A 16,615-nucleotide genomic window follows, 5' to 3' on the forward strand; every position below is an offset into this window, starting at 1 on the left:
TTGATACTTAACGAGTTCCCACTACTTTTGGAATACCTTTTGAAGGTACTTTGTAGAAAAAATAAAACTGATGAAAAACTACATATCTATATTCATGCTTATATGCTTCGCTTCTTTTTCTAATGCCCAAAATGATTTTGAAAATCAGTGGGAGAATGTTATAAAACTTGAGAAAGAAGGTTTAACAAAAAGTGCTTCTGAATTGGTTGAAACCATATACCAAAATGCACTTAAAGCAAAAAACAAGCAACAACAAATTAAGGCGCTTTTGCATAAAAGCAAGTATATGCTTATTCTTGAAGAAGATGCACAACTTAATATTGTTTCGCTTTTCAAAAAAGAAATTGAAACCTCTGAAGCTATTATAACCAAAAGTCTTTTAGAAAATATGTTAGCTACAATGTACTGGCAATATTTTCAACAAAACCGTTATAAATTTTACAACAGAACAAAAACTGAAAGTAAACTTAGTGATGATTTTAGATCTTGGGACTTAGAAACACTGTTTAATGAAATCCATATCTATTATCAAAAATCTTTAGAGAACAGGTCTTTATTACAACAAGAATCACTTGAAAATTATAGCTTACTATTAAATGAAGCTAAGGAGTCTAAAACCTATAGACCGACTTTGTTTGATCTGTTGAGCCACAATGCTCTTGAATTTTATAAAACGGATGAAAACAGTATTACAAAACCTGCATATCAATTCAAAATAGACCAACCTGAATATTTATCAGATAGCGAAAAGTTTATCGACTCTAAGATCAACTCTAAAGACTCTACTTCACTTCAACTAAACGCCTTGAAGGTTTACCAAAATCTATTAAAATTTCATGAGAAAGATAAATCTTCAAAAGCTTTTGCTACTGTTGATATTGAACGTTTAAATTTTGTTTTTCAAAATGCTACAATCCAGAATAAGGAAGCATTGCTTCTTCAAACTTTAGAAAAGAAAGTAGAAGAATTGAAAGCTTCACCAGTTTCTGCACTTTATAATTTTGAAATTGCTTCTCTTTATAAAAATCAAGGTGACACGTATAACGCCAACGCTAATGAAAAAGAAGAAGATTTCCGATGGAAGCTAAAACATGCTCTAGAATTATGCAACAAAGTTATCCAAGATTTCCCAAAAAGCGAAGGTGCTGAAAAGTGTAAGGTTTTAAAAGAAGAGATTTTAAAACCGAGCATTAATTTGGTTGCTGAACGCTTTATTGCAATCAATTCGTCTTCACTTTTAAAAGTGAATTACAAAAACCTCAACAACCTAAATTTTAAGATTTATAAGGTTTCCCAAAAACAACTCAGAGATTTCAATACTACATACGATACTGACAAAAAAGAAAATATTCTAAATAAACTCAAAGTCTTTAAAACTTTTGAAAGTCCACTAAAAAACGAAAGTGATTACCAATATCACAGTACAGAAATCATCATACCAAAATTAGAAAACGGACTTTACCTTATAAAAGCAGAAACCGACTCAAAGCAGAATGCTTTTGCTGTATCTCAAATACAGATTACTGATTTCGCTTTGATTGAAAGTAGCGCTAACAATACTCAAAGCTTTCAATTGATTGATAGAAATAATGGCAAACCAATTGTTGATGCCAATATAAAACTAACTTATGTTACCAATAGAGATAAATCTGTAACCAAAACGTTTACTACAAATCGCTATGGTAAATTTAGTTTTCAAAAGGATGATAACACACTAAGAAATGTATCAATAATTGCAAATTTCAATAACGAAGAAGGCTATTTTGGCGACTATTACATCTATCGCTATTATGATAGAACAGAAGATAACGACACCGAACACAACGTGTTTTTATTTACAGACCGTAGTATTTATAGACCTGGCCAAACCGTATACTTTAAAGGTATTACCATAAAAACAGAAAATAACAAAACTACTGTAACACCAAATAAAGAAGTAGATGTTCGCTTATACAATAACAACAGACAGCTAATAAAAGAATTACAACTCCAAACCAATGATTTTGGTTCTGCAGCAGGTGAGTTTATTTTACCGAATGATGGACTTACAGGACAATACTATATTGAATTTGGAAGAGGAAAAGTAACAGCTACCTATTTTTCTGTTGAAGAATATAAACGTCCAAAGTTTAAGCCTGAATTTCAACCCATTACGGAAACGTATAAAGTTAACGACAGTATTACCGTAAAAGGAAAAGCCATTGCTTTTGCTGGTAGCAATATCACAGATGCCAAAGTAGTATATCGCGTAAAACGTCAAGTACGATATCCTGATTGGTGGTATTGGAGACGCCCAAATTATTACAATTCAGAAGCACAGGAAATCACTTTTGGCGAAGGTATAACTAACGATAAGGGAGAATTTGAAATCACCTTTAAAGCCCTACCAGACGAGAGTGTTTCAAAAGACAACCTTCCTGTTTTTAATTATGAAGTTACCGCAGATATTACAGATATTAATGGAGAAACACGTACAGCCACAACAGTGGTTAATGTAGGTCATCATGCCATGACTTTGCAAATTGCCTCACCTTCAACTATTGACAAATCTAAAAAAGAGATTGAAATCTCTCTGAACTCAAAAAATTTGAACGGTGAAGAAGTACCTGCAAAAGGAACATTAAAAATTTACAAGCTTGAAGCACCTGATTATGTTCTTAGAGCGAGACCATGGAAAGCTCCAGATTATCAAGTGATTTCTGAAGAAGAATTTAAAAGTTTATTTCCTCATGATGCTTACTCCAATGAGCAACTTGTGCAAAATTGGAAAAAGGGAGAAGAAGTTTTTAGTACAGATTTCAATACCGAAACCAGTAAAATCATCACATTAAAGAAATTGAAAAAATGGGATTCAGGAAAATATATTATTGTTGCTGAAAGCAAGGATAAATTCGGGCAAGAGGTTAAAGATGAAGTTTACACTACATTATATAGTAACGACGATAAAACCGTAGCCGATAACCAATTATTTGAAACTTCATTAGATAAAAACAATTATAAAACTGGAGATATTGCTAAGTTAACCTTAGGCTCGGCTGCAACAGACATTACAATAACAGTTGATATTGAGAAAAACCATAAAATTATTTCTACCCAATTGGTGAGGCTAAGCAACTCAAAAACGGTAATTCCTATTCCTGTTTTAGATGGTGATTTAGGTGGTTTTGAAGTGCATATTAGCTTTGCGGCTTTTAATGCTTTTGTTTCTCAAAGTCTTAAAATTAACGTACCATATCCGAAGACCGATTTAGAAATTGAAACTACAACTTTTAGAGATAAGCTACAACCAGGACAAAATGAAACCTGGAGTTTTAAAATCAAAGGTCCAAAAGGAGATAAAGTTTCTGCTGAACTTTTAGCAAGTATGTACGATGCCTCTTTAGATGAGTTTAGAGCACATAATTGGAATTTCAACCCAATCTCAAATCCAACCTATTACAGTAATACAAATAAAAATGCTTCTGAAAGTTTTGGTACAAGCAACTTTAGATTGTTTAATCGCTTTAATAATACACTGAGTTACCCACATCAGAATTTTGATCAGTTGAATTGGTTTGGGTTTTATTTTGGGTTTGGAAGAACGAAATATCTTTTAAGAGGTAGAGTATCTGGAATAGAATTAAATGAACTTACCAACAGTGCTTTTGAAAATGATGACGAATTAGAATCATTTGTAGTAATGGATTCAACAAACAAAAAAGCTCTCATTTATAATAGTATTACAGAGCAAAGCGGAGGTACTATTCTAGGTAAAAAAAAGAAAATAACTTCTGATAAAAAAATAATTACTGGAATGTCTCAGATGTATATTTATGATGTTCCTAAAAAGGAAGATATACAAATCCGCAAAAACCTCAACGAAACCGCTTTTTTCTTTCCACAATTACAAACTGATGAAGACGGTAATGTAAGTTTCAACTTTAAAGCACCAGAAGCCTTAACCAAATGGAAATTACAATTACTAGCACATACCAAAACTTTAGAAAGTTCGGTAAAGCAACTAGAAACTGTAACTCAAAAAGAGTTGATGGTGATACCAAATGTACCACGCTTTTTACGAGAAGGTGACGTCATAACTGTAAGTACTAAAATTGCTAATCTTACTGAAAAGGAATTGTCTGGATTTGCACAACTCATATTAACCAATTCAATTACTGGCGAAGATATATCCGCAAACTTGCTCAGTTCTTCCCCTTTGGGGAAGTTAGAAGGGGCTTCTTTTTCCGTTGATGCAAAAGGGAACACGCAAGTGTCTTGGAAACTAAATATTCCTAAAGGTTTACAAGCTGTGCAATACCAAATCATTGCAAAAGCTGGTGATTTTAGCGATGGTGAACAAAACGCTTTACCAGTCTTATCCAACAGAATGTTGGTAACCAAAACGCTACCAATTTGGATCCGCTCTAACGAAACGAAGACGTTTACGTTAGACAAATTAAAAGACAACACCTCAACAACGTTAACCAATCATAAGTTAACTTTAGAAATGACGTCCAATCCTGCGTGGTATGCTGTACAAGCTTTGCCTTATTTAATGGAATATCCATACGATTGTAACGAGCAAACGTTTTCAAGATATTATGCTAATGCTTTAGCACAGCATATTGTAAAATCTAACCCTAAAATTGAAGCAGTCTTCAATCAATGGAAATCCTCAGACGCATTACTTTCTAACCTTGAGAAAAATCAAGAATTAAAATCACTTTTAATTCAAGAAACACCATGGTTACGAGATGCACAATCTGAGACTGAACAGAAAAAGCGTATCGGTTTGTTATTCGACCTTAATAAAATGAATAACGAACTCAATTCAGCATTGCGAAAACTGAAACAAAACCAATTACCATCTGGTGCTTGGCCTTGGTTCAATGGTGGCTATGCTAATCGTTTTATAACACAACATATCATTTCTGGGTTTGGGCATTTAAAGCAACTCAATGTTATTCAAAGCAACAGCGAAACAACTATGATTCAAAACGCCATTCAATATCTAGATGCAGAATTCGTAAAAGAATATAAAGATATTAAAAAGTATAATAAAAATACTGATTTAAGCAAAGACCATTTGTCTTACACGCAACTGCACTATATGTATGTACGTAGTTTTTTTCCTGAAGTAAAAGCTTCAAAAGAAGTAGAAACTATAATGGATTACTACAAATCACAGATGCAGAAGTATTGGTTAAAACGTTCGCTATATGCCAAAGGTTTAATGACCTTAACGCTTCATAGAATGAATGATGATACCACAGCAGGAAAGATTTTAAAATCACTTAAAGAAAATAGCATCACCTCAGACGAATTAGGTATGTACTGGAAAGCGAACACAAGCTCTTGGTACTGGCACCAAGCACCAATTGAAACACAATCACTTTTAGTTGAAGCTTTTTCAGAAGCTGGAACTGTTATTCAGAGTGAAACGAAAAATCTTGAAGACATCGACAACCTAAAAATCTGGTTACTAAAAAACAAACAAACCAATAAATGGGAAACTACCAAAGCAACCACAGAAGCTGTTTATGCCTTATTGCTTCAAGGAAGTTCTTGGTTAGATGTTACTGAAATGGTTGATGTAAAAGTTGGTAACGAAACCATAAATCCTGTAACATTAGATAACGTAAAAGCTGAAGCTGGTACAGGTTACTACAAAACCTCTTGGACAGGTGAAGAAATTACAGCAGAGCAAGCCAATGTTACTATTTCTAAAAAAGGAGATGGTATTGCTTGGGGAGCTTTATACTGGCAATATTTTGAAGATTTAGATAAAATCACGTCAGCTGAATCACCTTTAAAATTAAGCAAAAAACTCTTCTTAAAATCAAACACTGATAAAGGTGAAGAAATTTCAGAAATTACTAAAGACACTAAATTGAATGTTGGTGATTTGGTTCGCGTTCGTATTGAATTACGTTCAGACAGAGATATGGAATTTGTACACCTAAAAGATATGCGTGCTGCTGGTTTTGAGCCTATTAATGTGTTATCGCAATACAAATGGCAAGATGGCTTAGGGTATTACGAAAGCACTAAAGATGCAGCGACTAACTTTTTTATGGATTATTTGCCTAAAGGGGTTTATGTGTTTGAATATGATTTACGCGTAAATAATGCTGGAGATATGAGTAATGGCATTAGCACGATTCAGTCAATGTATGCACCTGAATTTAGTAGCCATAGTGAGGGTGTGAGAGTTAAAGTTGATTAGTTTTTTCTTCTCGCTTCTCGCTAAGGCACAAAAGACGCAAAGGAAAAAACTAAAGCTGTCTGGAAATTTGTGTTTGGTCAATCTGAACTTGATTCAGATTCTTAAACAATAAGAAATCTATCTATTGAGATTCTGAAATAAATTAAGAATGACAGATTTTTTAAATTTTCAGACAGATTTTTAATTTTTACTTACTACTCGGTGGAGTCGTTGGTCTTACTTCGATCTTACTTGGTAAGGTTCTTGGATTCATTTTTAATAAATCTACAACCAATTCACCAATATCCTCAATTTGAATTTTCCAAGCTCCTGCTTCACTTGGTTCGTTTCCATTAAAATGTGTAGACACCGAACCTGGCATTATCGTACTGACTTTGATACCGTATTTACGTAAATCTAACATTACAGCTTGTGTAAATCCTGTAACACCAAACTTACTTGCGTTATATGCAGAACCTCCTGCGAAGAAATTGGTTCCTGCTAAACTAGAAATCGTAATGTAATAGCCTTTAGAATCCTTTAATGCATCAACACTAGCTTTTATAGAATTAAACACACCTGTTAAGTTGGTGTCAATAACAGCGTTCCATTGGTCTACAGTTAATTCCTCAATACTTCCAAAGTGTCCTAATCCTGCATTTGCAACAACAAGATCTAACTGACCAAAAGCATCAAGTGTTGCTTTTACTGCTTTTTCTTGACTTTCTAATTGTCTGACATCTGCTTCAAGTCCGATGACTGCGTTTTCTGAATTGGTTTTAGATGCTAGTTCTTTCGCTACTGCTTTTGTAGATTCTTGATCTCTTCCTGTTATAGCAACTTTAAACCCTTGGTTAAGTAATGCCTCTGCAATACCAAAACCAATACCTTTAGTTCCACCTGTTATCAGTGCTACTTTACCTTCTAATGTGCTCATGATTTTTGTTCTTTTGATTTCAATCAAAATTACAAAACCGATTTACTAAGATGAAGTTTATTATGTTAGGAAAATGATAAAGTTCTAAGCTTACCATAGATTCCGAATCAAGTTCGGAATGACACAACTATTGTTTAGGTGGATACTTAGCTAAAATCTTTTCAACCAAAGCATCAAAATAAGCTTGACGTTTTTCTGGTGAAGCATTCTCATTATAATTACTCTCGCTAACAGCTTGCCAGAACAATTTTTCGTTTTGCTTTTTATCCACAAAATCGATAACGATTTGTCTTGTATTTTGATTGCCTCCTAACGGAATTCCAACAGAAACACCACCAAAACCACCTCTACTTCCACCGCCTGCACCAACACCTACGGTTGAGTTATTTCTATTCATCACATCTTGACTTTGAATGTCAATGAAAAAATCTGGATTTTCCGAAAGTACCAATCCCATTTCTGTAAGTTTAGCATCAATAGAACGCATAATACGCTTTGTGTCTAACTGGCTTAAACCAGTTTGCATATCACTAAAATAGTTATAAGTCTTATACTTTGTAAAATCGGTAGATGTATCGTAATCGTAATTGACAACTGTCCCACAAGAGGATACTAAAACAAGTATGAAGATATATTTTATAGCTTTCATTTTTTACTTTAAAGATACTTAAAAAAATAGGTTTTGTATCAACTACAGAACGACCGAAAGTAAACTTTAACTATTCTTCATCAGAATCTGGCTCAAAGACTTTTGTAAGCGAAGATGAAATAATTCCTGTTGGTATAGCCACAATACCTAAACCAATCAATAAAATAAAAAATGTAAAGATACGACCACCTACCGTAATAGGATACACATCACCATATCCAACTGTAGTTAAAGTAACAATAGACCACCATAGACTATCAAAAATTGATGAAAAATGCTCTGGCTGAGCTTCATTTTCGAAGTAATAAATACCAACTGCCGCAAAGTAAATGAGTATTAAGGTAATTGCCATAAATAATATAATTTGCTCTTTAGCAACTACCATAGCTTTGGCAAAATGACGCATAGCTCTGTTATACCTTGCCAGCTTTAACAAACGAAACAGCCTAAACATCCTCAACACCCTAAGCGATCTTAGGTCAATGCCAAAAGACAAATAAAATGGGAGTATCGCCAGAAGATCTATCAAGCCAAAAAAGCTAAAAATAAATTTTAGCTTTTTATCTGAAACATAAATTCTAGCTACATATTCTACAGTGAAAATTATCACACAGAATACCTCGATAGAATTTAAGATGACTTTTGTTTGTGGCTTTAGGTTAGGTAATGTCTCAACAGAAAATGTTATAACCGAAAGAATAATTAAAAACTGAATGAAAAAAGCAAAACTCTTGCTGAGTTTATTATCATTATATTTTACAATACTTTTGATATACTCTTTCACAGTTTGTAATCTTAATCATTAAGCATTTTCCAAAGTCTATCTTTCAATTCTGTTAATCCTTGTTGTGCTACAGAAGAGATAAACATATATTCTGTTTCTAGATTTTTATCCAAAATTGAAGCCATTTCAGATTTAAGTTCTTCATCTAACATATCTGATTTTGAAATACAAACAAAACGTTCTTTGTCTAGCATTTCAGGATTGTAACGTCTCAACTCATCCACTAAAATTTCGTATTGCTCAACAATATCTTTAGCATCTGCTGGAATTAAAAACAGTAAGATTGAGTTACGCTCTATATGTCTTAAAAAGTAATATCCTAGCCCTTTTCCTTCAGCGGCACCTTCTATAATCCCAGGAATATCTGCCATTACAAACGACTGAAAATCGCGGTATTGTACAATACCTAAATTAGGCTTAAGTGTTGTAAACTCGTAATCTGCAATCTTTGGCTTTGCTGAAGTTAAAACAGAAAGTAAGGTAGATTTACCTGCATTTGGAAAGCCAACTAAACCAACATCTGCCAATACTTTTAACTCTAAAGTAATATCCTTTTCTTCCAAAGGAATACCTGGCTGCGCATAACGTGGCGTTTGATTTGTAGAACTTTTAAAATGCCAGTTACCACGGCCACCTTTACCTCCTTCAGCTACGATTTTTTCCTCACCAGCTTCTGTAATTTCAAATAAGATGTTGTTAGTTTCCGTATCTCGAATTACGGTTCCTAAAGGCACTTCAATAATAGCATCTTCACCATCGGCACCAGTACTTCTACCAGAACTACCGTGTTCACCGTGACCAGCCCTTACATGTCGTTTAAATTTTAAGTGAAGTAATGTCCATAGGTTTTCGTTTCCTCTAATGATGACGTGACCTCCACGACCACCATCACCACCATCAGGACCACCTTTGGCTATATATTTTTCACGATGTAAATGTGCAGAACCTTTTCCTCCATTACCGGAAGAGATGTGCATTTTTACGTAGTCTACAAAATTTCCTTCTGTCATCTAAAGTTGAATGGTTTATTTGTTTAACCGTTTAATTGAGATTTCCTCAATGAATTAATCTTATTAGAAATTTTGAAAATATTACTTCTAAGATTAGAATATTGGTCTTCATCTACAAAAGCTAAACGTTTGCAAATTTCAACTTGACACAATAGTTCCATAGTAGAACTAAATGCCATCGTAGAAAAATGTGCTTTATCTTTCTTAGTTATTCTTGATGTTCCTTCTGCTAAATTTGAAGAAATAGAGACAGTCGACCTTTTCATTTGACTGACCAGCCCATACTTTTCATCATCTGGAAACGAGCTAACTGTTTTATAAATCAATTCAACTAAATCAATTGAGTCTTGCCAAACAGTTAACTTCTCAAATGAGTGTTGATACATTATGATTTTTTTCAATTAATCAAATAAACAGTTAAACGAATAAACGTTTATAATTTATCAATCACAGCACTTAAGCGTTCTGTAATATCTTCAATACTACCTACACCATCAACACCATAGTATTTGCTTTGTGTAGAATAATAATCTTTTAATATTGCTGTTTTGTCGTAGTATTCTTTGATTCGGTTTCTAATAATGTTCTCATCTGCATCATCAGCTCTTCCACTTGTTTCGCCTCTTTTTAATAAACGTGCTACTAATACTTCGTCATCTACTTCTAAAGCCACCATAGCATTAATTTGAGAATCCTTACTATCCATTAATTCATCAAGTGCTTTGGCCTGAGCATCCGTTCTTGGGAAACCATCAAATATAAATCCGTTAGCATCAGCATTCTTTTCTACCTCTTTATTCAACATGTCAATGGTTACCTGATCTGGTACTAATTCACCCTTATCCATGTAGGATTTAGCCAACATACCTAAAGCGGTTTCATTTTTAATGTTGTATCTAAAAACATCTCCTGTAGAAATGTGTACTAAATCGTATTTTTCTTTTAAGAAGTTAGCTTGTGTTCCTTTGCCTGCACCTGGAGGGCCAAATAGCACTAAGTTTGTCATGTGTTGTGTTGTTTTTAATTGGTATACGTTTGGCAGGTCTCTTCCTAATCCATCATAGTCTAAACCGTAACCTACTATGAATTTATTTGGAATTTCCATACCAACATAATGAAGTTTAAAATCTTTATCGTAAGCTTCTGGTTTATAAAACAAGGTTGCTATTAGCAATTGTTTTACATTTTCATTCTTAAAAATGCGATGCACTTCTTCAAGTGTGTTTCCAGAATCTATTATATCTTCTAAAATAACTACTGTTCTACCCGTTAAATCTTGGGTTAAACCAATTAAACGCTGAATATCTTCAGTAGATTTAACACCTTCATAAGATGCTAGTTTTATAAAAGTGACCTCACAAGTTTTTGGGTATTTTTTTACAAAATCGCTCACTAACATAAAAGAGCCATTCAAAATTCCTACAAACACAGGAATTTCGTCTCCTAAATCTGCAGCAATGGCATTAACCATTTTTTGCACTGCATTATCTATTTCTTTTTCTGAAATGAAGGGCTTAAAGTATAAATCGTGAAGCTTTATCACTGCTGAATTATTTTAGAAACACAAAGATAATCATTTGATTAAAGTATGACGATTTTTTGATTTATGATTTTAGAACTTTGTGCCATAATTACCTTATTTTTGTGCTAAGTTATGTTGAATCTAATAAATATTTCAACTTTCCGCGCTTTGGAAAGTACGAAAATCAAATATGAACTATTTCTCTTCAGATTTTAAACTTGGTATTTTAGGTGGTGGACAGTTAGGCAAAATGATGCTTTACGACACTCGAAAATTTGATGTTTACACCTCGGTTTTAGACCCAAGTGAGGACGCACCTTCAAGATTAGCCTGCAATGAATTTACAGTTGGTGATCTTTTAGATTATGAAACCGTAGTTAATTTTGGAAAGGATGTTGACGTATTGACTATAGAAATCGAAAACGTCAATGTAGATGCCCTAGAAACTTTGGAAGATAAAGGTATTAAAGTTTTCCCTTCTTCTAAAACGTTGCGGACTATTCAAAATAAGGCTACACAAAAATTATTTTATCGCGATAACAACATACCAACTGCTGATTTTTCGAGATATGCGCACACATCAGAAATTGAAGATGCTGTAGGAAATGGAGCTTTAAGTTATCCTTTTGTATGGAAAAGCGCGCGATTTGGTTATGATGGTCAGGGTGTAAAAGTTGTAAGACGCTACACAGATTTAATCGATCTTCCAAATGTAGAATGTATTGCAGAAAAATTAATTCCTTTTAAAAATGAATTAGCTGTTATTGTTGCTAGAAATGAAAAAGGAGATTTAAAAACATATCCAGTTGTTGAGATGGAATTTCATCCCGAAGCTAACCAAGTAGAATATGTTATTTGCCCAGCAAGAATACCTAACGAGATTGCAAAAAAAGCTGAACTTGTAGCTTTGAAAACTGCTGCTGCTTTTAAGCATGTTGGTTTGTTGGCGGTTGAAATGTTTCAAACGGAAAATGATGACATCATAGTAAACGAAGTTGCACCTAGACCTCACAACTCTGGACATTACAGTATTGAAGGCAGTTACACATCTCAATTTGAACAGCATATTAGATGTGTACTTGGGTTACCTTTAGGAAATACCGAAAGTAAAGTTGCAGGAGTTATGGTAAACTTGGTTGGTGCTGAGGACCACACTGGTAATGTGGTTTATAAAAATATTGAAAAGATTATGGCAATGGATGGTGTTACACCTCACATTTATGGTAAAAAGCAAACGCGTCCGTTCCGTAAAATGGGACACGTTACCATAGTTGATAAAGATATTGCCAAAGCACGAGAAGTTGCGGAAAAAGTAAAGAAAACAATAGAAGTAATTAGTGAATAAAAAATGTCACCTCGAGCGCAGTCGAGAGGTCATTCTAAAAAAATTTATTTTCTTTATTGAGGTCTCGACTGCGCTCGACCTGACATAAAATATATATAATCATGAGTAAAGTAGGAGTAATAATGGGAAGTAAAAGCGATTTGCCAGTAATGCAAGACGCTATAGATATATTAAAAGGTTTTGATATTGAGGTTGAAGTTGATATTGTATCCGCACATCGTACACCAGAAAAATTATTCGATTATGGTAAAAATGCGCATACTAGAGGCATAAAAGTTATTATCGCTGGTGCAGGAGGTGCAGCTCACCTACCTGGAATGGTGGCATCATTATCTCCATTGCCAGTAATTGGAGTTCCTGTAAAAAGCAGCAATTCTATTGACGGTTGGGATTCTGTACTATCTATTTTACAAATGCCAGGCGGAGTACCTGTTGCCACAGTTGCCTTAAATGGTGCTAAAAACGCCGGAATATTAGCTGCTCAGATTCTAGGTAGCTCCGATCAATGTGTCTTAGACAAAGTAATGGTTTACAAAGAAGGATTAAAAGCTAAAGTTATAGAGTCTGCCAAGGACTTATAAAAAAAAGCCTCAACACAGTGGTCGAGGCTTCTCGCTATTAATCAATTCCAATTAGCAAAACTTCAATGCTAAAAGATAGTGCAAAGATACTCATAACTCCCTCACAATCTGTATTAAAGTTTAGTTAAAAATCAGATTACCAAAACATTAGTAAAAAAATTAACATAAAATGAATATTCTTAATACATCATTCAATACTCCATATAAAACTGCACCATTCTCTAAAATAAAAACAGAGGATTTTTTACCAGCTTTTAAAAAAGCTATAGAAAATGCTAAAGCAGAAATTGATGATATCACCAATAATGATGAAACTCCTACTTTTCAAAACACTATTGAAGCTTTGGATTATTCTGGTGAAGAATTAGATAGAATTTCGAGTATATTTTTCAACTTGAATTCCGCAGAAACTAATGATGATATTCAAAAAATAGCTCAAGAGGTATCTCCGCTTTTATCTGAATTCAGTAACGACATTACATTAAACGAGGATTTATTCAAACGTGTAAAAGCAGTTTATGATTCAAAATCAGAACTAGATTTAACTACAGAACAAGAAACACTTCTAGATAAAAAATATAAAAGTTTTTCAAGAAATGGCGCCAATTTATCAGAAGATAAAAAGCAAAAATTGCGCGCTATTGATAAAGAATTAAGTCAATTAAAATTAAAATTTGGCGAGCATGTTTTAGCCGAAACCAACAAGTTTGAAATGCTTCTTACTGATGAAGCTGATCTTTCTGGCTTACCTGAAGGAGCTAAAGAAGCCGCAAAACAATTGGCAGAATCAAAAGAGAAAGACGGTTGGTTAATCACTTTAGATTACCCAAGTTATATTCCTTTCATGACTTATGCAGACAACCGTGAATTACGAGAAAGACTGTCTAAAGCTTTTGGTAGTAAAGGATTTCATAACGATAACTTAGACAACCAAGATGTTGTTTTAAAGATTGCTAATCTTCGTTTTGAGCGCGCTCAACTTTTAGGTTATAAAACTCATGCGCATTTTGTTTTAGAAGAGCGCATGGCAGAAACACCTGAGAAGGTTAATGAATTTTTAAACGAATTGTTAGATAAAGCAAAACCTGCTGCACAAGAAGAGTTTGAAAAACTTGAAGCTTTTGCTAAAGAAACAGACAACATAGATCAATTACAAAAATGGGATTCGGCGTACTATTCTGAAAAATTGAAACAAAAATTATTCGATTTAGATGACGAAAAACTAAAACCTTATTTCAAACTAGAAAATGTTATTAATGGTGCTTTTACTGTTGCCAATAAATTATTTGGACTTCAATTTGAAGAAATCGATGATATAGACAAATACCATGACGATGTTTTAACTTATAAAGTTACCGATAGCGAAGGTGAATTGGTTTCCATATTTTATGCTGACTTTTTCCCAAGATCTGGAAAACGCAATGGTGCCTGGATGACCTCTTACAAACCGCAAATGATTAAAAACGGTATTAATGAAAGACCGCATGTATCTATCGTTTGTAATTTTACCAAACCAACAAAAAGCAAACCTTCTTTACTTACGTTTAATGAAGTTACCACGTTGTTTCACGAGTTTGGGCATGCACTTCATGGCATGTTAGCCAATACCACTTATCCTAGCCTTTCTGGCACAAGTGTGTATTGGGATTTTGTAGAATTACCTAGTCAGGTTTTAGAAAACTGGTGTTACGAAGAAGAGTCATTAAAACTCTTTGCCACGCATTACGAAACAGGTGAAGTTATTCCGATGGAACTAGTTGAAAAGATAAAAGCCTCTTCTACCTTCCATGAAGGTATGCAAACTTTACGTCAGTTGAGTTTTGGACTTTTAGATATGAGCTGGCATGGTGTAGACCCAACAAAAATTACAGACGTAAAAGCACATGAAGTTGAAGCTTTTGGCGAAACAAAACTTTATCCTGAAGTAGAAGAAAACTGTATGAGTACAGCATTTTCTCATATTTTTCAAGGAGGCTATTCGTCTGGGTACTACAGTTACAAATGGGCCGAAGTTTTAGATGCAGATGCGTTTGAATACTTTAAACAAGAAGGTATATTTAACAAAACAGTTGCTGATAAATTTAAAACATTTGTACTATCTCAAGGAGGAACTGAAAACCCTATGGATTTGTACAAAAAGTTTAGAGGTCAAGAACCTCAACCTGAAGCTTTATTGAGACGTGCTGGTTTGTTGAAATAAAACATTTAATTTTTACGTTAGTGTTCTATGAAGTTTTTAAAACTTGTTGAACACATTTTAATCATTACATTCTTAACCGCTTTAACGCAAGTTGGCGGTTTTGTTTGGATAATTACTATTATCTTCTCAAAAACTAAAAATTGGAAAAAACGTTATGTTTTTCCAATAATTTATTTAGTATTCAACATTTTGCTTGTGCCTTCTGTAGCTCCTATTTTTGGAAGGGAAAAATTACCTGTATTCAACAATAGTTTGGCTCCTAAAAACTGGTTTTACGCTTTAGCTTTTAGAAACTATGTTAACCCAGAATTAAAAAATATTCTACTTAAAAGCGCTAAAACTAGTAGAATTAAAATAACTTACTTAGATGCCAATTTTCCTTTTTTTGATGAATTTCCTTTATTACCACACTTAAGCCACAATGATGGTAGAAAAATAGATCTTAGCTTTATGTATTTAAACAAGGAAGGACATCCTACAAATAAAAAACCATCATTCTCCGGCTATGGAGCTTTCGTAAATTCAAATAACCCAACATCTAAAAACTGTATTAACAAAGGGTATTGGAAATATGACTTCACTAAACATCTTACTTTCGGCACAGACAGAAAACTGTCTTTTGATAAATCTTCAACAAAAAAATTAATTCAACATCTTTTATCTCATTCTGAAACACAAAAGATTTTCATTGAACCTTATCTTAAAAGCAATTTAAATCTACAAGATTCAAGAATAAGGTTTCATGGTTGCCAAGCAGTAAGACATGATGATCATATTCATTTGCAAATCAAATAAACTTTCAACAATTATTGAAAGTTTAAAATATTTCATATATTTGCTTCATGGAATATACAGAAGCAAAAGAAAAATTTATTAGTACTTGGGGAAGTTTGGGTACGCTTTGGGGCATTAATAAAGCGATGGCTCAAATACAAGCTTTGCTTTTTATATCCACCAAACCGCTTTCTATGGAAGATATTATGGAGGATCTTAAAATTTCGCGTGGCAACACCAGCATGAATTTAAGACAACTTATGGATTGGGGAATTGTAACAAAAGTTTTGGTTTCTGGTGAGCGTAAAGAGTTTTTTACTACCGAAAAAAATGTACAAGAACTCGCAAGAATTGTAGCTAAAGAGCGTAGCCGAAGAGAAATAAAACCTGTTATAAAAGTTTTAGAAGAAGTATCTTCTATTAAAGATAACGGATCAGCCGAGACTAAAGAATTAATAAAACAAACTAAAGCTCTAAAAGAACTTACGGACGATTTAGATATTCTGATGAACAAACTTGTTGACCAAAAACAAAATTGGTTAACCAAGTCTGTTTTCAAACTTATGAAATAGACAATATTTTTTAAGTCAAACTTTCAATATTTTTTGAAAGTTTTAAAATAACAGAAT

12 protein-coding genes are annotated in these 16,615 nt (G+C 33.5%); 6 read left to right on the plus strand and 6 right to left on the minus strand.

Features of this window, described 5'->3' with window-relative positions; translation table 11 throughout:
• The first annotated feature begins 70 nt into the window (after positions 1-70).
• Positions 71-6,205 (plus strand): MG2 domain-containing protein, encoded by a 6,135-nt coding sequence (locus QGM60_RS17475; RefSeq protein ID WP_281141542.1) that lies wholly within the window; start codon positions 71-73, stop codon positions 6,203-6,205.
• 187 nt (positions 6,206-6,392) lie between these two features.
• Here QGM60_RS17475 and QGM60_RS17480 read toward each other — a convergent pair whose 3' ends face one another.
• The 6 genes from QGM60_RS17480 to QGM60_RS17505 form a co-directional block, all read right to left on the minus strand.
• Entirely contained in the window at positions 6,393-7,121 is a 729-nt protein-coding gene (locus tag QGM60_RS17480; RefSeq protein WP_281141543.1) for an SDR family oxidoreductase, read from the minus strand.
• 127 nt (positions 7,122-7,248) lie between these two features.
• Positions 7,249-7,770 carry a DUF4136 domain-containing protein gene (locus QGM60_RS17485; RefSeq protein WP_281141544.1) on the minus strand — a complete coding sequence of 174 codons (522 nt, stop codon included), beginning with the start codon at positions 7,768-7,770 and terminating at the stop codon, positions 7,249-7,251.
• A 70-nt stretch (positions 7,771-7,840) separates the two neighbouring features.
• A complete protein-coding gene (locus QGM60_RS17490; RefSeq protein ID WP_281141545.1) occupies positions 7,841-8,554 on the minus strand; it encodes an ion transporter in 714 nt (237 codons plus the stop codon).
• An 11-nt stretch (positions 8,555-8,565) separates the two neighbouring features.
• Positions 8,566-9,564, minus strand: a complete 999-nt coding sequence (obgE, locus tag QGM60_RS17495; RefSeq protein ID WP_281141546.1) for a GTPase ObgE — start codon at positions 9,562-9,564, stop codon at positions 8,566-8,568.
• 23 nt (positions 9,565-9,587) lie between these two features.
• Positions 9,588-9,950 (minus strand): four helix bundle protein, encoded by a 363-nt coding sequence (locus QGM60_RS17500; RefSeq protein WP_281141547.1) that lies wholly within the window; start codon positions 9,948-9,950, stop codon positions 9,588-9,590.
• Between the two features lie 47 nt (positions 9,951-9,997).
• Entirely contained in the window at positions 9,998-11,107 is a 1,110-nt protein-coding gene (locus QGM60_RS17505) for an adenylate kinase (protein WP_281141548.1), read from the minus strand.
• A gap of 169 nt (positions 11,108-11,276) precedes the next feature.
• On the opposite strand from QGM60_RS17505, the gene QGM60_RS17510 reads away from it, so the two are divergent.
• From QGM60_RS17510 to QGM60_RS17530, 5 genes are all read left to right on the plus strand, one after another.
• Complete coding sequence (locus tag QGM60_RS17510; protein ID WP_281141549.1) at positions 11,277-12,431, plus strand: 5-(carboxyamino)imidazole ribonucleotide synthase; 1,155 nt, start codon at positions 11,277-11,279, stop codon at positions 12,429-12,431.
• A gap of 101 nt (positions 12,432-12,532) precedes the next feature.
• A complete protein-coding gene (gene purE / locus QGM60_RS17515) occupies positions 12,533-13,012 on the plus strand; it encodes a 5-(carboxyamino)imidazole ribonucleotide mutase (RefSeq protein WP_281141550.1) in 480 nt (159 codons plus the stop codon).
• 169 nt (positions 13,013-13,181) lie between these two features.
• The gene (locus QGM60_RS17520; RefSeq protein ID WP_281141551.1) at positions 13,182-15,212 is read left to right on the plus strand and encodes a M3 family metallopeptidase; all 2,031 of its coding nucleotides are present in this window, start codon (positions 13,182-13,184) and stop codon (positions 15,210-15,212) included.
• Positions 15,213-15,239: 27 nt separating this feature from the next.
• Entirely contained in the window at positions 15,240-16,007 is a 768-nt protein-coding gene (locus tag QGM60_RS17525) for a hypothetical protein (protein WP_281141552.1), read from the plus strand.
• 47 nt (positions 16,008-16,054) lie between these two features.
• On the plus strand, positions 16,055-16,558 hold the full coding sequence (locus QGM60_RS17530; protein ID WP_281141553.1) for an ArsR family transcriptional regulator: 504 nt from the start codon (positions 16,055-16,057) through the stop codon (positions 16,556-16,558).
• Positions 16,559-16,615 lie beyond the last annotated feature (57 nt).

Source organism: Winogradskyella sp. SYSU M77433 (genome assembly GCF_029911945.1).
Taxonomy (GTDB): Bacteria; Bacteroidota; Bacteroidia; order Flavobacteriales; family Flavobacteriaceae; genus Winogradskyella.

Excerpts from the sequence above, each read along its gene's own strand:
- QGM60_RS17475 (WP_281141542.1), top strand. The coding sequence starts at position 71 with ATGAAAAACTACATATCTATATTCATGCTTATATGCTTCGCTTCTTTT.
- QGM60_RS17480 (WP_281141543.1), bottom strand. The coding sequence starts at position 7,121 with ATGAGCACATTAGAAGGTAAAGTAGCACTGATAACAGGTGGAACTAAA.
- QGM60_RS17485 (WP_281141544.1), bottom strand. The coding sequence starts at position 7,770 with ATGAAAGCTATAAAATATATCTTCATACTTGTTTTAGTATCCTCTTGT.
- obgE (WP_281141546.1), bottom strand. The coding sequence starts at position 9,564 with ATGACAGAAGGAAATTTTGTAGACTACGTAAAAATGCACATCTCTTCC.
- QGM60_RS17500 (WP_281141547.1), bottom strand. The coding sequence starts at position 9,950 with ATGTATCAACACTCATTTGAGAAGTTAACTGTTTGGCAAGACTCAATT.
- QGM60_RS17510 (WP_281141549.1), top strand. The coding sequence starts at position 11,277 with ATGAACTATTTCTCTTCAGATTTTAAACTTGGTATTTTAGGTGGTGGA.
- purE (WP_281141550.1), top strand. The coding sequence starts at position 12,533 with ATGAGTAAAGTAGGAGTAATAATGGGAAGTAAAAGCGATTTGCCAGTA.
- QGM60_RS17520 (WP_281141551.1), top strand. The coding sequence starts at position 13,182 with ATGAATATTCTTAATACATCATTCAATACTCCATATAAAACTGCACCA.
- QGM60_RS17525 (WP_281141552.1), top strand. The coding sequence starts at position 15,240 with ATGAAGTTTTTAAAACTTGTTGAACACATTTTAATCATTACATTCTTA.
- QGM60_RS17530 (WP_281141553.1), top strand. The coding sequence starts at position 16,055 with ATGGAATATACAGAAGCAAAAGAAAAATTTATTAGTACTTGGGGAAGT.